Raw genomic sequence first — 21,681 nt, forward strand, 5'->3', positions numbered from 1 at the left:
TTCGCATCCGGTCCGGACGAAGGCCCCGGGCCACTACCTCAGGAGTACACATGCTCTCGGACAAATCCCGCCCTGTCATCGAGGCCACGCTTCCGCTGGTCGGCTCCCGGATCGGGGACATCACACCCAAGTTCTACGCCCGGCTGTTCGCAGCCCACCCCGAACTCCTCGACGGTCTGTTCAGCCGCTCCAACCAGCGCTCGGGCAGCCAGCAGCAGGCCCTCGCCGGCAGCATCGCCGCCTTCGCCACGCACCTCGTCAATAACCCGGGCACCTTGCCCGAAACGGTACTGTCGCGGATCGCCCACAAGCACGCCTCACTGGGCATCACCGAACCGCAGTACCAGGTGGTTTATGAGCACTTGTTCGCTGCCATCGCCGAAGACCTGGCCGGTGTCATCACGCCCGAAATCGCGGAGGCCTGGACCGAGGTCTACTGGCTCATGGCGGATGCCCTGATCAAGGTGGAGAAGGGACTCTACGCGGAACAGGCCAACAGTGAGATGTGGACCCCGTGGCGCGTTGCCGCAAAAGCGCCCGCAGGCACGGGGGCCATGACCTTCACACTCGAACCCGCGGACGACACTCCGGTCACCGCCGCGCTTCCGGGCCAGTACGTCAGCGTGAAGGTCCAGCTTCCGGATGGCCTGCGCCAGGTCCGCCAGTACTCCCTCTCCGGCGATGCCGGCACGAGCCGAATGTTCACCACCAAGCTGGACGACGGCGGCGAGGTATCCCCGGTGCTGCACCACGGCGTCGAGGTCGGCGACATCCTGGAGATTTCCAACCCGTACGGCGAGATCACGCTCAGGGACGGCGACGGCCCGGTGGTCCTGGCCTCGGCCGGGATCGGCTGCACGCCCACGGCGTCCATCCTCCGTTCTTTGGCCGACGCCGGCACAGACCGCGAAGTCCTGGTGCTGCACGCCGAAAGCACACTGGACAGCTGGGCCCTGCGCGGGCAGATGACCGAGGATGTGGCACGGCTGGAAGGCGCCGACCTCCAGCTCTGGCTCGAGCAGCCGCAGGCCGGCTCCAGGGCCGGCTTCATGTCGCTGCGCGAAGTGGACCTGCCGGCCGACGCGTCGCTGTACCTCTGCGGCCCGCTGCCGTTCATGAAGAAGATCCGCAACGAGGCAATCGATGCCGGCATCCCCGCCACAAAGATCCACTACGAGGTCTTCGGTCCGGACATCTGGCTGGCCAACTGAATCCAACAGTGGGCCCACGCCGGCAGGGTTCCCTGGCCGAGCTTGCGAGGCTAGGGCGCCGGTGGGGAACGACGGCGGCTCCGCACCTTTCGTGTGAAAGGTGCGGAGCCGCCGTCGTACTTATGGGTGTGTGGGCCCACGCTGCCGAGGGGCCCCAACCGAGGTTGGGGAGGCAGTGTGGGCCCACGCTGCCGAGGGCCCCCAACCGAGGTTGGGGAGGCAGTGTGGGCCCACGCTGCCGAGGGGCCCCAACCGAGCTTGCGAGGTTGGGGAGGCAGTGGGGACTAGGCCAGGCGGGCCTTCAGACCCTCAAGCTCCTGCTGAAGGGCCACCGGCAGCGAGCTGCCGAAGTTGGCGAACCATTCCTCGATGGATGCCAGCTCGGTCTGCCACTCGGCGGGGTCCACGTGCACGGCTTCCTCCACCTGCTCCGGGGTCATGTCCAGTCCGGTGAGGTCGATGGAGTCACCGGTCGGCACGAAACCGATCGGGGTCTCAACCGCGTCAGCCTTGCCTTCGAGGCGTTCGATGGCCCACTTGAGGACACGGGCGTTGTCGCCGAAGCCGGGCCAGGCGAAGCCGCCCTCGGCCGTGCGGCGGAACCAGTTCACCAGGAAGATCTTGGGCAGACGCTCCGGGTTGGCCTTGGCGGAGAGGTTCACCCAGTGGTTCAGGTAGTCCCCTGCGTCGTAGCCGATGAATGGGAGCATGGCCATCGGGTCGCGGCGCACAACGCCAACGGCGCCGGCTGCTGCAGCCGTGGTCTCCGAGGAAAGCGTGGCTCCCATGAAGATGCCGTTGGACCAGTCGCGGGCCTCGGTGACCAGCGGGATGGTGGTCTTGCGGCGGCCGCCGAAGAGGATGGCGGAGAGCTCCACACCGTCGGGGTTGTGGTATTCCTCGGCAAGCATGTCGATCTGGTCGATCGGCGTGCAGAAACGGGAGTTGGGGTGTGCAGCCGGCTTGTCGGCATCAGGCGTCCAGGAGTTGCCCTGCCAGTCGGTGAGGTGGGCGGGCACTTCCTCGGTCATGCCCTCCCACCACACGCCGCCGTCGTCGGTCAGTGCGACGTTGGTGAAGATGCTGTTGCCCTTGGCGATGGCGCGCATGGCGTTGGGGTTGGTGCCCCAGCCGGTGCCGGGGGCGACGCCGAACAGGCCAGCCTCCGGGTTGACGGCGCGGAGCTCGCCCTCCTTGCCGAAGCGCATCCAGGTGATGTCGTCCCCGAGGGTCTCCACCTTCCAGCCATCGATGGTCGGGTCCAGCAACGCCAGGTTGGTCTTGCCGCAGGCGGACGGGAAGGCCGCGGAGACGTAGTACGTCTTCTTCTCCGGCGAAGTCAGCTTGAGGATCAGCATGTGCTCGGCCAGCCAGCCCTCGTCATGTGCCATGACGGAGGCGATGCGCAGCGCGTAGCACTTCTTGCCCAGCAGGGCGTTTCCGCCGTAGCCCGAACCAAACGACCAGATGGAGCGCTCCTCGGGGAAGTGCACGATCCACTTGTCGGGGTTGCAGGGCCAGGGAACGTCGGCCTGGCCGGCCTCCAGCGGAGCACCGAGGGAGTGCAGGGCCGGAACGAAGAACGCGTTGGTCTCGGTGATCCGGTTGAGCACGTCGGTGCCGATGCGGGCCATGATGCGCATCGAGGCGACAACGTAGGCACTGTCCGTGATCTCCACGCCGAACTTCGGGTCCTCGGCGTCGAGGTGTCCCATGACGAACGGGATGACGTACATTGTGCGGCCGCGCATGGAGCCTGCGAACAGGCCGCGCAGCTTCTCCTTCATCTCAGCCGGGGCCATCCAGTTGTTGGTGAAGCCGGCGTCGTGCTCCTTTTCGGAGCAGATGAAGGTCTGCTCTTCAACCCGGGCCACGTCGGCAGGGTCGGAGAACGCAGCGAAGGAGTTAGGGAACAGCTCCTGGTTCAGCCGCTTCAGGGTGCCCGCAGCGACGAGTTCGTCGGTCAGCCGGGTGTTTTCTTCCTCAGAGCCGTCCACCCAGTGAATCCGGTCCGGCTGGGTCAGCCCAGCGACCTCTTCAACCCATGCCAGTAGACCGGCATGTGTGGTAGGTGCTTCTTCAAGCAGCGGCAGTCGCGCCAGATGGCCCATTTCGGTTCCCTTCTTCGGGTTCAGTGGTGTGTCCTAAATGTTATTTCCAATGGTCTGGCCCATTTCGTGGTCAGACATCTGATGTCCACCTCCTTCAAAGATAAAAACCGCGGAAACTCAAGAATTAGTGATTGAGATTTTCCTAAATTCGTGATGAAGGTCACATAGACCGGTCTAGTAGCGTATATTACATACCGCTCGATTTGGAACTACGGCCGTCCTCGCGTAAAGTTATTCGAGGTTCGGGGCGAGCGGAAAGTTCGCCAGGGGCCGGAAGATGCGCCCATAGCTCAGCTGGATAGAGCGTCTGTCTACGGAACAGAAGGTCAGGGGTTCGAATCCCTTTGGGCGCACAGAATGAAGATCCGCACCGGGAGACCGGTGCGGATCTTCTGCTTTAAGCCGTGACTGATATGCCTGTGGCCCGCCGGGTCGAGGGGCTGAGTCAGCCGCCCCGCCGTGAGGCTACTCCCCTACTGCTTCCTTTATTCGCCGGCGGATGCCATCGAAGTGGCGGGTCAGCAGTTCGGACGCCTTGGCTTTGTCTCCGGCAGCAACGGCAGCGTAGATGCCGCGGTGCAGGGCGGCCAAGGCAACCCGGTCTTCGCTGCCGGGTCCGATCTCGGTGTGGATCTTGCGGTACACCCTCCAGAAAACGCCCAGCAGGTTGAGCAGCAGCTCATTGTTCAGGGGCGCAAAGAGCCTGCTGTGGAAATCGGAGTCAGCCTCCACGAAGGTCTGGCCGGCGGCCGCCAGTTCCTCCATCCGGGCCACGGACGCCTCGACGGCGGCGAGGTCCTTCGCGGTCATGACGTCCATCGCGCTGCTGATAAGTCCCGACTCCAGGGCCTGGCGCACGTCCACGAGTTGCAGCGCTTCGAGACCGTGGTGCCGCAGCGACAACCTGGCGCGGAACATGAGCCCGTCCGCGAGCGCCTCGAAGTTGCTTGGCGCCACGAACATGCCGAACCCATGGCGGATCTCAATGACGCCGAGGGCCTGCAGCACCTTGAGCGATTCCCTGAGCGTGTTCCGCCCGACGCCCAGGGCGACGCACAGCTCGTTCTCGGTAGGCAGGGCATCGCCGGCTTCGAGGTCGCGGTCGAGGATGAGTTCCATGATGTCCGACTGAAGGGCGCGGAGGCGGGCCTGGGCGCTGAACCGTGCGGGCGGAACGCTGTTGACAGGCGGCGGCATTGGAACTCCTTTGCGAGGCTGTTTTCCACGGTATCGGATGTCCCATGTCCTCCGGCCGGGGTGCCTTGCATTATTACGCTGGCAGAGTGCGGCCGCCTGCTCCCGAAACCTGGCGGAGCCGCTGGAGGTGCCGCCGGAGGAACCACCGGAGAATCCGGCAGTCCCGGGCGCAGCCGGCAACATCCCGTCCCGCCGTGCGTGCCCGGGCCGGGCGTAGGCTGTTGCCATGACGCCAGATGTTGTTGAGCGGGAAGTCGATGTCGTTGTGATCGGCGCCGGCGCCGCCGGGGAAAACGTTGCGGACCGGGTGGTGCAGGGCGGCCTCACCGCGGTGCTCGTGGAGCCCGAACTGGTGGGCGGTGAATGCTCCTACTGGGCCTGCATGCCGTCCAAGGCCCTGCTTCGGCCCGGCACCGCACTGCACGGTGCACAGACAGTCCCGGGCGCCAGCGAGGCAGTCACCCGCACCCTGGATGCCGCAGCCGTCCTCGAGCGCCGCGACTCCTTCACGTCGCACTGGCAGGATGACAGCCAGGTGGAATGGGTGGACGGGGCCGGCATCGAGCTGCTCCGCGGCACCGGCCGGATCACCGGCCCGCGGACCGTTGACGTGTCCGGCCGCGACGGCAACCCCTACAAACTCACGGCGCGTCACGCCGTCGTACTGGCCAACGGTTCGACGCCGAACATCCCGCCTATCGATGGGCTGTCCGGCGTCCAGTACTGGGGAACGCGCGAGGCAACCTCGGCTAAGGAGGTGCCGGAGCGCCTTGCCGTCCTGGGAGGAGGGGTGGCCGGCACGGAACTGGCCCAGGCTTTTTCCCGGCTCGGATCGGCCGTCGTACTCGTGACGCGCAGGGGCCTGCTGGGCGCTTTCCCTGGAGAGGCCGGCAGGCTGGTGGAGGCAGGACTGCGTGCCGACGGCGTGGAACTCCACCTGAACACCAAGACGCGAAGCGTCAGCCAGAACGACGACGGCTCGCTCACCCTGACGTTCGACGACGGCGGCACCCGCTCCGTGGACCGGCTGCTCGTCTCTACCGGACGGCATCCTGCCCTGGACGGACTTGGCCTGGAAAGCGTGGGGCTTGGGGCCCGCGACGGAAAGCCGCTGACCCTCAGCACCGACTCGACCGGACTGGTCAGCGCCGCTGCCGGAACTGAGGACGGCCCCTGGCTGTACGCCATCGGCGACGCGGCCGGCAAGGCGCTCCTCACGCATCAGGGAAAGTATGAGGCCCGGGCCACCGGTGCCGCCATCGCCGCCCGGGCCAAGGGCGAACTGCAGGGCGCCCCCGAGGCCTGGAGCCGCTACGCACAGACAGCCGACGAGCATGCCATTCCCAATGTGGTGTTCACCGACCCCGAGGTGGCGAATGTTGGCCGCTCGGTGGAGCAGGCGAGGAAGGACGGCTACAACACGTCGTCTGTGGAGCTGCCCATTTCCGTTGCCGGCTCGTCCCTTCACGCTGAGAATTACCAGGGCTGGGCGCAGCTCGTGATCGACGAGGACCGGCGGGTCCTGCTGGGCGCCACGTTTGCCGGACCGGACGTCGCCGAGTTGCTGCACGCGGCGACCATAGCGGTCGTCGGCGAAGTCCCGCTCGACCGGCTGTGGCACGCCGTCCCCTCCTATCCCACGATCAGCGAAGTCTGGCTGCGGCTCCTGGAAAAGTACGGTCTCTGACGACCGTGTGAACTGACGGGTGGACCGTCAGACGTCCAACCCTGCGCGGGCCCGTGACCAAAGTATTGCAGCCATCCTGGCAATCATGTGCGGCTACGTCCTGAAGTAGCCGGATCCTCAGGGATGATTAGTCCCATGAGCCACATGGGTAACACCGGGAAGGTCGCCGTCGGGGCGTTCCTCGCTGCCCTCGGCATGCTGGTGCTGACGGCCATCACCCTTGAGGCAGCTGTGCTGCTGACATTCCTCGGACTCGTTGCAGTCGGCTACGTGGCTTCGGTGGCGGAGGCATTTTCCCGGCGGCGCCACCTCGCCCTGCTGGCGGGTGCCGCGGGGACCAGCCTGTTCATCGGGTGCACCATCGCGTTCCTGCGAATGTGGGGCCTTGCGTTCAATCAGGATCCGGCCGCCCTTGATGCGGGCGTGGCCACGACGGATTCGGACATCTACTTTTACTTGGCTGTCGGTTCCGGAACGCTCACGCTTCTGGTGGTGTTCGCCGCCGCGGTCTGGCCGTCACGCGGCCACGCGCACCGCCGCTCCCGTGCTCCCGTCCGAAGGGGCCGCCCTGCGCCGTCGCGCGCTTCAGCCAGCCGCCCGGCGTCGCAACGCCAACCGGCCGCACGCCAAGCTGCGCAACGCCAGGCCGGGAAGACCGGGGCGGCCAGGTCCGCCGCCGGGCGGCCCCGCCGCTGACCCGGCCGCACGCTTACCGCCGTGGCCACCACAGGCACCCGGCTGGTTAGCAGGCGGGGAATCCCGGGTACAGAAAGAAATACGGTCAGCGGAATATGCTGTACGGGCCCCATCCGCTGCCCACCTGCCGGCCGCCGGTGAACTGGTTGGTCCCGAGGCTGTAGTAGAAGAGGCGCCCGTCGGTGGCCTTGGCACTAAGCCCCCGCGTTCCCGATCCCAGGAACCCGAATGAGGCATGGGACTGGGCGATGGCGTTCCAGCCGCTCCCCAGCTTCCTCCGCGGCTCCTGGACGAACCTGGCCGCGCCGTCCGACCTGTACAGCTGGAGCTCACCCGTTGGCCTCGTGACCAGCAGGTCCTGCCTGCGGTCATTGTCGAAGTCCGCCATGGTCAGCTTCAGTCCCTGAAAGCCGAACCCGATGCGCTGGGGGGCGCCCAGTGCGCCGCCGCCGGGGTTCGGGTAGTAGAGCATGGTGCCGTCGGTTCCTGTTCCCACCACTCCTGGGTAGCGGTGCCCGTTATGCCACTTGCCCACCGTGATGTTCATGGGCTGCCAGCCGCCGGTTCCCACGATGATGGGGCTGAGGAACCCGCCGGATCCCTTGCCGCGATGCACCGTCAGCCTGCCGGTGTTCCATTGGGCCACGATGTCGTTGATCCCGTCGGAGTTCCAGTCCGCGACAAAACCGGATTTCAGGCCAGTCCATCCGGAACTGCCGATCTTGATGCGCGCGCCGAAACCGCCGCGGCGATTTGCCGGATAGTTCCAGAGGGCCCCGCCGGAGTCGGCGGCAAGCACATCAGCAGCGCTCCTGATGGTGGGCCTGAGCGAGAAGTACTGCTCCATCGTCGGAATGGCCCGGCTCTTCATGTCGATGGCCAGCGCAACCCCCACGTAGCGAAGGTGCCACGGCTCGTACGTGTAGCCGGTGATGTGGGTGTAGCCCTGCGGGTACCGCACAATGAACCCGTAGCGGTGCGCGTTGGCCGCCACCCAGCGTCCGCCCGGGGTGTCCCCGAAGCAGGCAGTCAGCCCGCAGCCGCCGCCGACGTTTCCCACGTCCATGGCGAGGCCGGTCTGGTGCTCGCTGTGACCGGGCCGGGCAGAGATCTGGTCCGCGTACGCCTGGCCATAGATCTGGACGTAGTAGTTGTACAGGTCACGCTGGGTGGCATAGGACCTGTAGCCGCTGATGACCTCAAGTGAGTGGCCTGCAGCGCGCGCTCCGGTGAACAGCTGGTTTGCGGCAGTGGAGACGCCGCGCCGCAGCACGTGACCGCTGCCGTTCCACGACACCAGGTCCGGCGGAACGAACTGCAGGGGGTTCAGCGGCCGGGACTTGTTCACCAGGACCCACGGGTGGCTCGGAGTGGTCACAACGCTCGTCGGCAACTGCTCGCCGGACGGCGCTGCCTGGGCAGCCGGGGCGCCGGTCAGGAACAGAGCAAGAACTACGACGGCGGCCGCGCACCGCCGGGCATGCGCCCGCCACTGCATCCAACCAGAATCAAGCATGGCGGGCCCTTCCCCACTAGACGACGCTGGGGTTAAGCGTACCCGCGTCCCCGCTGGCGTTCGACGCGCCGGGGTCTGGAATTAGGGGCCCGGAATTACAGGATCAGAGCTGGCTCTTGGCGGGCCCGGCCAGGAAGTTAATGTTTACGCGGAACCTTAAAGTGCGTGATTCGGGCGTCCTGCCCGTCCAGCTCGGCCCACGACTTTTCGGTTTCGAGGACGGTCAGTCCGCTGGTGGGAAAGCGGGTGGCGGCGTCCATATAGGCGTCATGGTTCGAATCGCGGGAGGCCAGATGCATGGCAAGGTCCTGGACTCCGGGCATATGGGAGATCACCATCAGCGTGGTGACAGTGTCCGGGACGTGGTTTATCACCGACAGCATGCCGAGCGCGGACGCACCGTAGAGCCCGTCCTCCAGTTTCGGCGTCGGAGCCTTGTCCCCCAGCTCGCTGCATACCCAGGTGCAGGTTTGCCTGGTCCGCAGGGCGCTTGAGCACAGGATGAAGTCCGGGACGATGTTGTGCTTGACCAGCCACTTGCCCGCCAACGGAGCCTCGCGATGGCCTCGCTCTTCCAACGGCCGGTCATGGTCCGCCACGCCGCCGGGCCAGTCGGCCTTGGCATGGCGCATGATGACCAGCCGCTTCTTGTGGTGCCCACTCATGGACTCACCCTACTACCCGGGCCGGAGGCAGGCCGGGCAGTGCCAGCTCAGTCGTCCAGGACGAACGTCACTTCCAGCACCACATGCCAGGCGACTACCTGACCATCGGTGATTTCGACTTTCTGCTCCTTGACCCAGGCGCCGGAGACACCGCGCAGTGTCTTGTTGGCGCGGGCGATGCCTTCCTTGATGGCGTCGTCAAAAGAGGTTTTGGAGTTCGCGCTCAAGGTGGTGATGCGTGCGACAGACATGGTCTTCCTCCTGGTGGCCGGACGGACGATCCGAGCCTACGCCTGACCTGGAAAAGTCAACAGGGTCCGAACAGGCGATCCCGGCCGCACATGCAGAAGCGCCCGCCCCTCAATTGAGGAACGGGCGCTTTACGAGCGAATTCGCTAAGGGGAAACTAGATCGAGTATTCCGGAGCTGCCCAAACGATAACCTCGGGGTGCTCGTAGAAGCGGTAGCCCTGGCCGCGGACGGTGCGCACGGTGTTGGCGAGGCGGCCAAGCTTCGAGCGGAGGCGGCGGATGTGGACGTCGATGGTGCGCTCGTTGGGCACCTCCTCCGCGTTGCGCCACAGGCCTTCGAGAAGCTCGTCGCGGCCCACGGTGCGCGTGCCGTTCTCGACGAGGTAGTTAAGGAGCTCGAACTCCTTGAACGTCAGGTTCAGGGATTCGCCGTCAAGGTGCACTTCGCGGCGCGCGAGGTCGATCAGGACACCGGACGGGCGGGGATCCTGGGCCGGCTGGAGCCGGGTGGTTTCGGTGCGCTGCCGGGAGTTCACCGTCGGGTCGCCAAAGGTGGAACGGACGACGTCGAGCGCGGAACCGGGCGCGCTGGCCGGCGCCACTGCGACGGCAGCGTAGCTCTCAGCGCCGGAAACCAGCGACTGGGCGTAGGCCCGGATTTCCTGGGCCAGCTTGGCAATGGAGGTGCCGGCAGCTGCGGCCGTTTCCTCGTCGATCCCCATGTACAGGACAAATCCGCGCGCCACGTTGTCGTTCTGCACCGGACGGACGGTGGCGCCGGGCGCCGGAGCCACAACGGGCGTGGGGGCGGTCATCGGCGCGGCTTCTTCAGCCTGGACCGCGCGGAGCTGGCCGTAGGAGTTGGGGTTATACCCCTGGGGGGCGTAGCCCGGCGCGGGAACGGCGGAGCCCTGGCCGGCGGGGAACGCCGGGCGGGCGCCAAAACCTGGGCGGTGGCCTGACGCCTGGCCAGGCTTGTTGGCGTTACGGACGGAGATGTGGACGTATCCAGATGCAACTGACATGAATGCTTACCTCAATGTGAATGGCCGTCATCGCGGCTCGAATGCTTGGTTCCCCGCAATGAGTTCTGGGGAGGGCGCCCGACGCTGGGCTCTGGGGGCGAATGCCTAAAAACTTTGTGGGGTGGAAAGTTAGGCGTGCATTCGACAACAGCGCATGTCGACAGCAGCGGGTGTGCTGGGCCAATAATCTGCGGCTGCAGGTGCTGTTGAGTTCTTGTTCACATTGGAAGTGTGCAACGTAACAATGAGAACTTGCAAGTAACAATGGGTCGGTCGGTCCGCATCGTGAGACGAAACGCGCGATTGTGGGCTAAATCACAACTTTGACGACTTCAGATTTTGCCGACGTTTTTCCAGAACGAACGTTCAGAAAGAGCATTTTTCCGAATTATCTGCACGCAACAGCCTGTTTATCGACGATTATTCAGACAACTCAAACATGCCGGAATTACGCGGCCGCAAATCGCGAATTGTCCAGCTATGACGCGGCCCAAACGGAAAATTTTGGGCAGGGCATTCTTTCCCCGGTCCGGTCAAGCGGGCCGGGCGGCACCACGCCGCTCGGCCCATGCGGCCAGTCCGGCTCGCTAGGCTGGATTCACAGCCGGTGCACAGGAATCCCAAAGCCCCGGCTAACGAGCAGATCGGAGAGTTGTCCCATGGCTCCCTCGCACTCCATGACGAACAACCTTCCCCAGCTCACCCACCCGGACGGCTCCCCCATCCGTGCCCTCGTGGTTGATGACGAGCCCAGCCTCTCCGAACTCATGAGCATGGGCCTGCGGATGGCGGGCTGGTCCGTCGCCGTGGCCGCGGACGGCCCGGAGGCGGTCAGGCTCGCGAAGGAATTCCGCCCCGACGTCCTGGTGCTCGATGTCATGCTCCCCGGGTTCGACGGCGTTGAGCTCCTCGGCAGGATCCGCTCGTTCGCACCGGAGGTGCCGGCGCTTTTCCTCACTGCCAAGGACGCGGTGCAGGACCGGATCCTGGGCCTCGCCGCCGGAGGGGACGACTACGTGACCAAGCCTTTCAGCATGGAGGAAGTCCTGCTGCGCCTCCACCGCCTGGTGCAGCGCTCCGGCGTAGCAGCCATGGACACTTCCGAACTCGTCGTGGGAGACCTGGTCCTGAATCTGGATACCCGCGAGGTCACCCGGGCCGGGGACGAACTGCAGCTCACGGCCACGCAGTTTGAGCTGCTGCGGTATCTCATGGAAAACCCGAAGCGCGTGGTGAGCAAAGCCCAGATCCTGGACCGCGTGTGGAATTACGACTTCGGCGGCCAAGCCAACATCGTGAAGCTCTACATTTCCTACCTCCGCAGAAAGGTGGACGCCGTCCACCCGCCCATGATCCACACGGTCCGCGGCGCGGGCTACGTCATCAAACCGGCAGACTAGGCCGTGGCAAAGCCCACCGGCGCCACCCGGAGCCAACAGCGCCGCTGGCTGAACCCCGGAACGTGGCATCTCCGCACCCGCCTGGTACTCGTAGCCATGGTCCTGCTCGTGGCCATCTGCGCCGCGGTCGGACTGTTCAGCTATGCCTCCATGGACGCCTTCCTCACGCGCCAGCTGGACGAGCGGCTCACCGGCGCATCAGAGCGTGCCAGTGTTTTCGGGCGGCCGCCCCTCGGGGCGCAGGGGAAGAGGCCCGATCCGTTGGATGCGAAAGGCTTGGGACCGGGCACGCTCGTTGGCCGGATTGAAAACGGACAGGTTTGGAGCGCGGGATTCCTCACCAAGGAGGGCACGCGGGCCTCAGTCTCAGCCGCTGACAACGAGGTTCTCCTGGGCCTCGCCCCCGGCGGGGTCCCTGCCGACCGGACGCTGTCCACCGGGGCGTACCGACTGGTCGCCGACCAGAGCCCCTACGGGGATGTCATGGTCACAGGCCTCCCCCTGGCCGACAAGCAGAACACCCTGACCTCCCTCATCTGGACCATCAGCATCGTGTCGCTCGGCGGCCTTGTGCTTATCGGGCTTGCCGGAACAGTGATCATCCGCCGCACCATGAAGCCCCTCGAACAGCTGTCCGAGGTTGCCACGCAGGTTTCACGCCTGCCCCTCGATGCCGGCGAGGTTGCACTGGCAGTCCGCGTTCCGCCGTCGAACGCCCATCCCGGAACGGAAGTGGGAAGCGTGGGGCACGCGCTCAACCTCATGCTGGACAACGTGTCCAACGCGCTTGAGGCGCGGCAGCAGAGCGAAATGAAGTTCCGCCAGTTCGTGGCCGACGCTTCACACGAGCTCCGCACGCCGCTCACCGCCATCCGCGGCTACACAGAGCTGATGCGCATGACCGAGACCTTCACCCCGAACGGCCAGCGGTCCCTCGCCCGGGTACAAAGCCAGTCTGAGCGGATGAGCACGCTGGTGGAGGACCTGCTGCTGCTCGCCAGGCTCGACGAGGGACAGCCGCTCAAGCTCGGGGACGTGGACCTGACCCAGCTGGTGATCGAAACAGTGAGCGATGAAAAGGTCATGGCTCCGGACCGCAGCTGGCATCTCGAACTGCCCGACGAGCCGGTGGTGGTGCGCGGCGATGCCTCCCAGCTGCACCAGGTGCTGGTCAACCTGCTGTCGAATGCCCGCAAGCACACTGGTCCTGGCACCACAGTGGTCACCCGCGTCAGGACGGCCGCGGACGGGACTGCAGTTATCACCGTGATCGACGACGGCGAAGGCATCCCGCCGGAATTCGTGGACCGGGTTTTCGCCCGCTTCGCCCGCGCAGACGCGTCCCGCGCCGTCCGGGTCCCCGCAGGCGCTGTCCCCGACGGTGTGGTCCCCGCCGGCGCTGTCCCCGCCGGCGAGGGAACCAGCGGCCTGGGCCTGTCAATCGTCCAGTCCATCATCAAAGCCCACGGTGGCGCCGTGGAGGTCGCGTCGCGCCCCGGCCGGACCGAATTCACCGTCACCCTGCCCGTGCGGCCGTCCGCGCAAGGTGACGCGCCGACGTCGTGATGTCCGTTACCTAAATGTGACTTAAGCGCCAGCCTCCTGTACGGTCGATGAGGTGCGGCCATCATCTGGGCCGCATATCCGGATGGACGCCCAGCTCTGCCGCTTCCCGGATTCCGCTTGACCAGGCAGAGGCGGGGGAACCAGAGTCCCGGGCAATCCGCATCAGCCCTTGGGGTGAAGCCGACACGTGTGTTTCCGTGCGGCCGGATGACCTCATCCGAACCCGACAGCTAACTCCGCAGGTGTTGAGAGGCAATCCACCATGTCTGAATTCAAGGTACCAACGCGCCCTGAACGCGATCCAAAACAGTCCCGGCAGAAGATTTCACGCCACCGCGCCGAGCCCGCCCGTCCCGCATCAGCCTGGGGCCGTCTCACCGCGAACATCCCGTCGTTCGGCCGCCGCGCAGCCGTTGTGACCACAGCCTGCGCCGTCCTGATCGGCGTCGGCGCTGCCGGCCAGGCGGCCGAGCACGCCACCCCCGCGGCAGCGCCCGAGGCGGCATCGGCAACAACTGAGGCCCCGCCGACGCTGAACTTCGACAAGACGCTGATCTCCGCCCTGCCCAGCCCCACGGCTGCCCCGGTGGCACCCCAGTCCGTTGCCAAACCGGCGCCGCCCAAGGCTGCACCCGCGGTGAAGGCCGCCCCCAAGGCCGCCGCCAAACCGGCGCCCGCCAAGGCCGCTGCCGCCAAGCCGAAGGCCGTCGCTCCGGCCGTAAAGGCCGCCCCGGCCAAGGTGGCCCCGGCACCCAAGCCCGCGGCCCCTGTGGCAGTGAACGACCCCGCCGGCGCGCAGGCCTATGCCGCCAGCAAGCTGTCCTCGTACGGCTGGGCGGCGGACCAGATGCAGTGCCTCAAGACGCTCTGGACCAAGGAGTCTGAGTGGCGGACCACTGCGACGAACCCCAGCAGCGGTGCGTATGGCGTGGTGCAGTCCCTGCCCGCCGAGAAAATGGCGAGTGCCGGAGCGGACTACCGCACCAACTACCGCACGCAGATCAACTGGGGCCTTGGCTACGTCAAGGAGCGCTACGGCTCCCCCTGCGCTGCACTGAACTTTCACTACGCCAACAACTGGTACTAAACCGGCACCAGTCTGAGAGCGCGGCAGGCATTTCTGCACCGTTTTGAGCGTCCGAAGGGCCCCGGGATCCACGTGATCCGGGGCCCTTCGGCGTCGGTGCAACATGCTGCCGGCGGGAAAGTGGTGCAGAAATGCGTCAGAGCAGTAAGGAGTCAGAGCAGGAAGGAAATGATCCGGCGTCCATCCTCGTCGGCTTCCACCGAGGCTGTGACAGCGGAGTAGTCCGGGATGTGCGGCACGCCGTCGGGCACGACGCCGGTATTCGGGCCCACCGCCACCGTCCGGATTCCGGCCGCCAGGCCTGCAGCGATCCCGGCCGGCGCGTCCTCGAAGACCACGGCGTCCGCAGGCTCCACGCCCAGCAGCTCGGCGGCGCGCAGGTATCCCTCGGGATGCGGTTTGCCGTGGGTGACAAGGTCCGCCGTGACGGCCGTGCCAGGCATGGGCAGACCCGCTGCGCCCATGCGGACGTTCGCCAGCACCCGGTCGGCTGACGTCACCAATGCCACTGCGTCGGCAGGCAAGGCGCGCAGGAGTTCGGCAGCCCCGGGCAAGGCGACAATGCCTTCGGTCCGAACGCGCTCCATCGCACCGAGCTCAGCGGTGAGTGCAGCAACATCCGCGCCGACGGGGGCAAACCGCCGCACGGTGTCCCGTGCCTGCACGCCGTGGGAAGTCCGCAGGATCTCTGCAATGTCCAGACCGTAGCGCGCGGCGAACTCACCCCACACCTGTTCCACCACCGCCGTGGAATCAACCAATGTGCCGTCCATGTCAAAGAGGACGGCACGGGCAACCAGGGCAGTGGAGACGGATTCGGCAGGAAGGTTCATGGATCCATCCTGCCTCATGGAGGGCAGGGAGGACGTTTAGCCGTTCGGCCGGTGGGCCATGTACTGCACCGCCCACTTGTTGCCGTCGGGATCGGCAAAGTAGACAAAGTGGCCCCAGTCCTGCACATCGACGTCGCTGACGTCCACGCCGTTGGCCTTCAGCTGATCGTGGGCTTTGTGGATGTCGCTGACCACAAGCTGGAGGCCGGGTGCTGTACCGGGAGGAGCCTCGTTGAGGCCCTCGCCGATGGCAATCGAGCAGCCGGAACCCGGAGGGGTGAGCTGGACGAAACGGAGACCGTCCATGGGCCTCTCGTCGTAATCGGCGTTGAAGCCGACCTTGTTGACGTAGAAGTCCTTGGCTCGGTCCACATCGGACACCGGGACAAAGATGAGTTCAAGTTTCCAGTCCATGGTGCACAGGCTATCCCGGCGGCAGAACCATCCGGAAGGGTCCGGGCAAGGTAGCCGAAGTCAGTGGGCGATGCCGTACAGGCGGTCACCGGCGTCGCCCAGGCCGGGCACGATGTAGGACTTCTCGTTCAGTTTCTCGTCAATCGAAGCGAGGACGATGGTGACGTTGGCGTCGGAGAGTTCTTCCTCGAGTTTGGCCAGGCCCTCAGGGGCGGCCAGCAGGCAGATGCACGTGACGTCGGAAGCTCCGCGTTTGAAGAGGAACTTGATGGCCTCCCGCAGCGTGCCCCCGGTGGCGAGCATCGGGTCCAAAACGAAGATCTGCCGGTCCGTGAGGTTTTCCGGCAGCCGCTCGGCGTAGGTGATGATATCGAGGGTTTCCTCGTCGCGGGCCATGCCGAGGAAACCGACCTCGGCGGTGGGGACCAGTTTGGTCATCCCTTCGAGCATGCCCAGTCCCGCCCGGAGAATCGGTACAACCAGCGGTGTGGGCTTGGTGAATGCGGTGCCGACGGTGGTGGCGATCGGGGTCTCGATGGTGACAGGCTCGGTGCGGACGTCTCGGGTTGCCTCATAGGCGAGGAGGGTGACGAGCTCCTCGGCCAGCTGGCGGAAAACGGGGGACGGTGTGTTCTTATCCCGCAGGACGGTGAGTTTGTGGGCGACCAGCGGGTGGTCCACGACGAGAGTTCGCATGGGTCAAAACTATCACCCGGAGGGCGGCCCCCCGCCGTGGCTTCCGCCCCTTGCGGCAGTGCCGTCGGAGCCTTTCTCCGCTTCGGATTCGCCTATGTCAGAGGACTCCTTATTTGGCATGTGGGCCGGGTGCTCGAAGGTGGGAGCGGGACCTGCATGCTCACGGCGCCGGATGATGTGGAACAGCCGGTGTGCCAGGATCACCATGCCCACCCACGCGAAGCCGAGCAGCCACGCCGCCATCACATCGGTCATCCAGTGGTGGCCCAGGAACACCCGGCTCAGGCCCATGGCGATGATGAACAGCATGCCCACCGTGATGAATGCCGCCCGGACCAGGTTCCTGTACGTCTGCAGGCACATCAGGTATACCACCACGCCAATCACCACCGTGGTGTTTAGGGTGTGTCCGCTGGGGAACGAGGGCGAAAACTCGAACGGCGGAACGGCGTCGATATGTTCCGGGCGGACCCGGCCCATGAGCGTCTTGCCCACAGTGGTGGCTGTGATTGATACTGCCGCCGCCCCACCCACAAGGATGAGGGGCCGCCAGCTCCGGCTGACATAGGTCAGCCAGGCAACGAGGATGCTGGCCAGAATGGGCATGCCGATGCCGCCGCCTATGTTGGTGAACGCCGTCACCGCGGCATCCAGGCCGGGGTTTCGGTATTGCTTGGCGATCTCAAGGGTCGGCTGGTCCAGGCCGGCAACGCCGTCTTTGGCTACAACACTCTCGTACACCTCGGCCCCAAGCAGCGCAAGGGAGATGACCAGGAAGCCGCCCACTATGAGTGTGATCCACAGCGCCGCGTACGGGCCGAGCCACCGGCCAAACCGATCATGCAGGGATTTCATCATCTCTCCCGGTAACGCGCTGTCCGAAGCTAAGTACCCTTCGAAACTATCATTGAGCCATGGCACCGGCAGATCCGCAACACCTCGAATGGATGGGCCTTGCCCTCGAAGAAGCCCGGCGAGCGCTGGCCACCGAGGACGTGCCCATCGGCGCCGTCGTCATCGGTCCCGACGGCACGGTGCTGGGATCCGGACGGAACGAACGTGAGGCGCTGGGCGACCCTACTGCCCACGCCGAAGTCGTCGCCATCCGGGAGGCGGCCGCCCGGCTCCGCGAACAGGCTGTGCGCCAGGGCGGCCGTGGAGACGGCTGGCGGCTCGAGGACTGCACCCTCGTGGTGACACTGGAACCATGCGCCATGTGCGCCGGGGCGATCGTGCTGGCGAGGATCCACCGCGTGGTGTTCGGCGCCTGGGATGAGAAGGCCGGAGCGGCCGGGTCCGTCTTCGACATCCTCCGCGAGCGCCGCCTCAACCACTGGGTGGAGGTTTATGCGGGCGTCCAGGAAGAGGAGTGCGGTGCCGTGCTGCGGGAATTCTTCGCCGCGCACCGGGGGTCCCAGCGCTTGTAGGGCTCCCTAACCCTGGCCGCCGGCAGCATTTAGCGCGTCGATCCGCTCCTGCCGGGACGCCGGTGAATCCAGGCTGTAGGACCGGAAATCGCCGAGGTCCTCCTGGATCCAGGCCTCCACCTCGGCGATGCGTCGTGTAACGGCAGGGGTGGGACCGTCGAAGACCCAGTGGGCGATCCGCGCTTTGCCGGGGTCGTACTGCCAGAGTCCGATGATGCGTCCGCGGTCCAGGATGGGGTGGTCCGGGAGGTCCGCCTGCAGGGCCAGGGTGGAATTCAGCAGCTTCCTGCCTTTGTCCGCCTCGGCGAACAGGTCAGCAGAGTTTCGCCGCTGCAGCACCAGCGAGTCAGTTCCAGCCAGCAGTTGGATCTGTTCCTTCCCTGGTGCCGTAAACGCGCTGAGGCGGTCGACGTCGTCGGGCAGCATCCACAGGGCCCCGCCTCCGGCGGTAGTAATCCCGGCGGTGGGAATCTCGACGGCGTCAGCGGCGGCCAGCGCCGCTTTGCTCTGGGTGACGGTGAACCCGGTGAACCACTGGGACTGCCTGAGGGTGGCGCCGCCGGTCCAGCCCAGGTAGCGGCGGATCAGCTCGGCGCGGGCGTCCTCGGGGCCGAGGGCGGTGCGCGGCAACCCCCAGAGGGTGTAGGCGTAGCGCTGCTGGTCCAGGCGCCCGTTGATGGGAACCCGGCGGATCCGGCCGTCCGCCTGCAGCAGCCCCAGTGCCGTCGGCAAGGTGGTGGACACACCCTTTTTCTTGCCCTCGTCGCCGAGGCTCCGGACGGATTCGCCCAGTTCATCCTTGAGCTGTTTGGGGTCCATGGGACCTTCGGCTTCAGAGAGCACGTGCAGGATCTGTTCTTCGAGCAGGGTGATCTCGCCGCGGTCCACACCCAGCCGGGCCAGGACCCTGAAGGCCTCTTCGGCGTTCTTGCCCAGGCTCAGGGCCCATTCGAAGTCCGCCCGCCCCAGGACGTAGGTGCAGCCCCGCGCCGTGGGAAGCTCTTGGATTTTCAGGTCCAGGACGTCCTGGTCGACTTGTTCGCGGCGGATCCCGGCCCGCGCAAAGAGCGTGAGGTAGGGATTGGCCCCACCCACAGACCGTGCCCAACCGGCGCGGGCGAAAACCTCTTCCGGCGTGGCACCGGCGAGCGTGCCGTCCAGCCCCTGTTTGTGCCAGGCCCACGCCCGGAGCAGCGCGGGTGTGAGCCGTTCAGCGTGGAGACCGTCGGCGCCGACGCTGTCAGGGGTCGAGAGGTGGGTAGTCATGGGCTCATTGTCCATCAGCATCCCGGGGGCTAGGAATGCCCGGCCTGCGGCGTCGCTTCGCCGACGACGTCCAGGACGGACCGGGCCGTCGCATCCCAGCCCGGCAGCCGTTCCCTGCCCGCGAGCGTCGCACGGCGCCACGCGGCCTGCTGCTCCGGCGAAGTGAGCCAGCCCCGCAGCGCTGCCGCGAGCGGGGCCGGGTCCGAGTCAAGGACGACGACGGCCCCTGGCAGCGCGGATTCGTCGCCTTCCAGCCTTGCCCCGTGCGGCGCACCCAGGCTTAGGGCCTCCACCGCTCCAGTGCCGGCGCGGACCACCACCGGCACGCCACGCGCCAACGACTCGGTGACCGCCATGCCGAAGGCCTCCACCTTGGAGACAAGCAGGCTCAGGTCTGCCGCGTGCCATTCGTTCTCCAGCGCCTGCCCCTTCAGCTCACCGGGGAGGCGCACGCGGCCCTCCAGGCCGGACTCCTGCAGCGCCGCTCTCACCTCCCGGGCGTAGTCAGGGTCCGCCTCATCGGAACCGACCAGGGCCGCCGTCCACGGCAGGTCCTGCAGCCGTGACAGGGCGCCCAGGAGGATCAACTGGTCCTTGTTTGGCAGCAGGGCCGCCACGGAAACCAGATGCGGCGGTTCCGAGCCTTCAGCCAGTTCCGCCAGGTCCGTTCCGGGGAGCGCCACGTGCACGTTGCCGGCGCCGTGGCGGCGGGTGATCTCGGCGGCCACGGAGCCACTGGTACAGATCACGCCGGCCGCGGCGCGGAGGGCGCGGATCTCCAGCTCCGGATGGTCGGCCAGGACCATGTGCAGCAGGATCCACGGCTGCTGCCCGCCCGCGGCTGCTGCTTCCAGGGCTTCCGGGGCCCCGGAGGCGATGAGCCCGTCCACTATCGTGACCGTTCCACCCGCCGCGGGTCCCTGGTCCGGGGTAGGGGAACCCTCCCCCAAGAGGCGGGCGAACCGCCGTCGGTCTTCACTGCTGCCCACCGGCCAGTTACCGTCCACGCGTTCCACGGTCGCGCTGACGCCCAGCAGGGCGAGCCCGCGCACGAGGGACGCGTTATAGACGTTGCCGCCGGAGTTGTGGACGATATTGCCGGGAACGAGCAGGCGGACGGCGGCTGGACGGGGCTGCATGGGGCTCCTATTCGAAATCGAGGGTGTAGGTGGCCCAGGCATCCGGATTTTCCCGCAGCGTGACGTCCAGGCCGGACAGCTCGCGGCCGTCCTCGTCATCGCGCAACTGCCCCGCCACCGCCCCGGCGATGTACTGCGCCAGTGCTTCGGTGGTGCTCAGCTTGCCGGCGAAGTCAGGGTGTTCGTCCAGGTTCCGGTAGTTGAGGCCGGCGAGCACCTTTTCGATGATCGCGCCCGCGGCGCCGATGTCCAGGACGATCGCGTCGTCGTTGAGCGCACGACGGCGGAAGCTCACCTCTGCCACGAAGGTCGCCCCGTGCAGGGCCTGCGCCGGCCCGAACGCCTCCCGGGGCAGGCTGTGGGCGATCATGAAGTGGCGGCGGACGGTCAGGCTGAACACTGGTTACCTCGTGGTTTCTGTTGTGGGGAATTCGATGGCTGCGGGGTATTCGATGACATGGCACAGCGCTGCCAGCACGCCGTCTGACAGCCGCTCGACGACGTCGGGCAGTTCCTTGAACGCGGACGTGCCCGTGAGGAATGCGTCGAAGACGGGGTCTTTCAGAAGGGATACCGCGGTCTCCAGGCGGTCGGCGTTGGTGCGGCGGTGGCGGCGCGCCCGGGCCACGGCACCCACCTGGCTTGCACGGATGGAGAGCCTGCGGGCGTGGAAATCCTCCCCGAGCGCCAGGGCAACCTTCCGGTCCGCGTACCAGGACATCTCGATGATTTCGCCTTCGTCGCCCACGAGCTTCAGGCTGCGCTCCAGGCCGCCCTCGGAAGCGGAGCAGTGGAAGACGATGTCGCAGTCAGGCAGGGCGTCATCCGGGTGGGCAAAGTCCACGCCCAGGGCGTCGGCGAGGTCCTTGCGCCCGGGGTCGATGTCCACGAGCTGGAGCCGCGCGAGCGGGAAGGTGCGGAGCAGCGTTGCCACCATGCCGCCCACCAGTCCCGCGCCGATTACGGCGATGCGGTCGCCCAGCCTCGGCCCTGCCTCCCACAGCGCGTTGACGGCTGTCTCCACCGTGCCGGTGAGCACCGCCCGGCGGGGAGGGACGTCGTCGGGAACGCGGGTCAGTGCGGAGACCGGAACAACGTACCGGTCCTGGTGTGGATGGAGGCAGAAGACCGTTTGGCCGGGCCAGTCTTCCGGCCCCTCCTCCACGACTCCGACGGAGAGGTATCCGAACTTCACCGGCGAGGGGAAAGAGCCCTCCTGGTGCGGGGCCCGCATCTGCTCCGCGACGCACGGCGGAACGGCGGCATGATGCACCACGAGCTCGGTGCCTTTGCTGATCCCCGAATACAGCGCGCGGACCAGCGCCTCGTCCGGTCCGGGGCGCCGGAGCTCCTCGGTTCGGAGCTCGCCCTGCTCAGGGCCGATCGTCCAGTATGCGGTTGCTTCTGCGTGCTGCGGAGAGGTAGTCATCTTGCTTATGAATCTAGTGCCCAGCCATCTTCAGGCGGAAGAGGAGGCCCGGCGTGGCCCCTCTG

At 66.5% G+C, this 21,681-nt stretch carries 21 protein-coding genes, 1 tRNA gene and 1 riboswitch; of the genes, 8 read left to right on the forward strand and 14 right to left on the reverse strand.

Translation table 11 applies throughout. The annotated features are described in order from the left end of the window. Positions 1-50 precede the first annotated feature (50 nt). Positions 51-1,211 (forward strand): globin domain-containing protein, encoded by a 1,161-nt coding sequence (locus AC6CH3_RS16780; protein ID WP_498133486.1) that lies wholly within the window; start codon positions 51-53, stop codon positions 1,209-1,211. Positions 1,212-1,495: 284 nt separating this feature from the next. On the opposite strand, the gene AC6CH3_RS16785 is transcribed toward AC6CH3_RS16780, so the two are convergent. After that, entirely contained in the window at positions 1,496-3,322 is a 1,827-nt protein-coding gene (locus AC6CH3_RS16785) for a phosphoenolpyruvate carboxykinase (GTP) (RefSeq protein ID WP_498133487.1), read from the reverse strand. 279 nt (positions 3,323-3,601) lie between these two features. Between AC6CH3_RS16785 and AC6CH3_RS16790 the strand changes: the two genes are divergently transcribed. Beyond that, positions 3,602-3,675, forward strand: a tRNA-Arg gene (locus AC6CH3_RS16790). Positions 3,676-3,787: 112 nt separating this feature from the next. Here AC6CH3_RS16790 and AC6CH3_RS16795 read toward each other — a convergent pair. Further along, a complete protein-coding gene (locus tag AC6CH3_RS16795) occupies positions 3,788-4,519 on the reverse strand; it encodes a FadR/GntR family transcriptional regulator (RefSeq protein WP_498133488.1) in 732 nt (243 codons plus the stop codon). 226 nt (positions 4,520-4,745) lie between these two features. On the opposite strand from AC6CH3_RS16795, the gene AC6CH3_RS16800 reads away from it, so the two are divergent. Both AC6CH3_RS16800 and AC6CH3_RS16805 read left to right on the forward strand, forming a co-directional pair. After that, entirely contained in the window at positions 4,746-6,206 is a 1,461-nt protein-coding gene (locus AC6CH3_RS16800) for a dihydrolipoyl dehydrogenase family protein (protein WP_498133489.1), read from the forward strand. A 135-nt stretch (positions 6,207-6,341) separates the two neighbouring features. Continuing rightward, complete coding sequence (locus AC6CH3_RS16805; RefSeq protein ID WP_498133490.1) at positions 6,342-6,902, forward strand: hypothetical protein; 561 nt, start codon at positions 6,342-6,344, stop codon at positions 6,900-6,902. Between the two features lie 85 nt (positions 6,903-6,987). On the opposite strand, the gene AC6CH3_RS16810 is transcribed toward AC6CH3_RS16805, so the two are convergent. The 4 genes from AC6CH3_RS16810 to AC6CH3_RS16825 form a co-directional block, all read right to left on the reverse strand. Further along, on the reverse strand, positions 6,988-8,418 hold the full coding sequence (locus tag AC6CH3_RS16810; protein WP_498133491.1) for a D-alanyl-D-alanine carboxypeptidase family protein: 1,431 nt from the start codon (positions 8,416-8,418) through the stop codon (positions 6,988-6,990). 137 nt (positions 8,419-8,555) lie between these two features. After that, entirely contained in the window at positions 8,556-9,083 is a 528-nt protein-coding gene (locus AC6CH3_RS16815; protein ID WP_400579950.1) for a SixA phosphatase family protein, read from the reverse strand. 47 nt (positions 9,084-9,130) lie between these two features. Next, on the reverse strand, positions 9,131-9,334 hold the full coding sequence (locus AC6CH3_RS16820; protein ID WP_400579948.1) for a dodecin family protein: 204 nt from the start codon (positions 9,332-9,334) through the stop codon (positions 9,131-9,133). A 155-nt stretch (positions 9,335-9,489) separates the two neighbouring features. Continuing rightward, on the reverse strand, positions 9,490-10,359 hold the full coding sequence (locus AC6CH3_RS16825) for a winged helix-turn-helix domain-containing protein (protein WP_498133492.1): 870 nt from the start codon (positions 10,357-10,359) through the stop codon (positions 9,490-9,492). A 659-nt stretch (positions 10,360-11,018) separates the two neighbouring features. Between AC6CH3_RS16825 and AC6CH3_RS16830 the strand changes: the two genes are divergently transcribed. The 3 genes from AC6CH3_RS16830 (at position 11,019) to AC6CH3_RS16840 (ending at position 14,412) form a co-directional block, all read left to right on the forward strand. Next, positions 11,019-11,759 carry a response regulator transcription factor gene (locus AC6CH3_RS16830; RefSeq protein ID WP_498133493.1) on the forward strand — a complete coding sequence of 247 codons (741 nt, stop codon included), beginning with the start codon at positions 11,019-11,021 and terminating at the stop codon, positions 11,757-11,759. Positions 11,760-11,762: 3 nt separating this feature from the next. Next, positions 11,763-13,325 (forward strand): HAMP domain-containing sensor histidine kinase, encoded by a 1,563-nt coding sequence (locus AC6CH3_RS16835; protein WP_498133494.1) that lies wholly within the window; start codon positions 11,763-11,765, stop codon positions 13,323-13,325. A gap of 94 nt (positions 13,326-13,419) precedes the next feature. Beyond that, a riboswitch (cyclic di-AMP (ydaO/yuaA leader) is annotated at positions 13,420-13,582 on the forward strand. Between the two features lie 5 nt (positions 13,583-13,587). Continuing rightward, a complete protein-coding gene (locus tag AC6CH3_RS16840) occupies positions 13,588-14,412 on the forward strand; it encodes an aggregation-promoting factor C-terminal-like domain-containing protein (protein WP_498133495.1) in 825 nt (274 codons plus the stop codon). Positions 14,413-14,564: 152 nt separating this feature from the next. Here the strand turns inward: AC6CH3_RS16840 and AC6CH3_RS16845 are convergent, their stop codons facing one another. Genes AC6CH3_RS16845 through AC6CH3_RS16860 form a run of 4 tightly spaced genes read right to left on the reverse strand, consistent with a single transcriptional unit; the run spans position 14,565 to position 17,210 of the window. Further along, entirely contained in the window at positions 14,565-15,245 is a 681-nt protein-coding gene (locus AC6CH3_RS16845; RefSeq protein ID WP_498133496.1) for an HAD-IA family hydrolase, read from the reverse strand. A gap of 36 nt (positions 15,246-15,281) precedes the next feature. Beyond that, on the reverse strand, positions 15,282-15,659 hold the full coding sequence (locus AC6CH3_RS16850) for a VOC family protein (RefSeq protein WP_498133497.1): 378 nt from the start codon (positions 15,657-15,659) through the stop codon (positions 15,282-15,284). A gap of 60 nt (positions 15,660-15,719) precedes the next feature. Further along, positions 15,720-16,355, reverse strand: a complete 636-nt coding sequence (gene upp / locus AC6CH3_RS16855) for a uracil phosphoribosyltransferase (RefSeq protein ID WP_498133498.1) — start codon at positions 16,353-16,355, stop codon at positions 15,720-15,722. Between the two features lie 12 nt (positions 16,356-16,367). Then, a complete protein-coding gene (locus AC6CH3_RS16860; protein WP_498133499.1) occupies positions 16,368-17,210 on the reverse strand; it encodes a phosphatase PAP2 family protein in 843 nt (280 codons plus the stop codon). Between the two features lie 59 nt (positions 17,211-17,269). On the opposite strand from AC6CH3_RS16860, the gene AC6CH3_RS16865 reads away from it, so the two are divergent. Next, entirely contained in the window at positions 17,270-17,782 is a 513-nt protein-coding gene (locus AC6CH3_RS16865; protein WP_498133500.1) for a nucleoside deaminase, read from the forward strand. A 6-nt stretch (positions 17,783-17,788) separates the two neighbouring features. On the opposite strand, the gene AC6CH3_RS16870 is transcribed toward AC6CH3_RS16865, so the two are convergent. Genes AC6CH3_RS16870 through AC6CH3_RS16885 form a run of 4 tightly spaced genes read right to left on the reverse strand, consistent with a single transcriptional unit; the run spans position 17,789 to position 21,616 of the window. Further along, complete coding sequence (locus AC6CH3_RS16870) at positions 17,789-19,048, reverse strand: DNA glycosylase AlkZ-like family protein (RefSeq protein WP_498133501.1); 1,260 nt, start codon at positions 19,046-19,048, stop codon at positions 17,789-17,791. Between the two features lie 29 nt (positions 19,049-19,077). Beyond that, positions 19,078-20,187, reverse strand: a complete 1,110-nt coding sequence (locus AC6CH3_RS16875; protein ID WP_498133502.1) for a glycosyltransferase family 4 protein — start codon at positions 20,185-20,187, stop codon at positions 19,078-19,080. A gap of 7 nt (positions 20,188-20,194) precedes the next feature. Continuing rightward, a complete protein-coding gene (locus tag AC6CH3_RS16880) occupies positions 20,195-20,587 on the reverse strand; it encodes a 6-pyruvoyl trahydropterin synthase family protein (RefSeq protein ID WP_498133503.1) in 393 nt (130 codons plus the stop codon). A 3-nt stretch (positions 20,588-20,590) separates the two neighbouring features. After that, the gene (locus AC6CH3_RS16885) at positions 20,591-21,616 is read right to left on the reverse strand and encodes a zinc-dependent alcohol dehydrogenase (RefSeq protein ID WP_498133504.1); all 1,026 of its coding nucleotides are present in this window, start codon (positions 21,614-21,616) and stop codon (positions 20,591-20,593) included. Between the last annotated feature and the right edge of the window lie 65 nt (positions 21,617-21,681).

It is taken from the genome of Arthrobacter sp. GQ119, assembly GCF_059759125.1.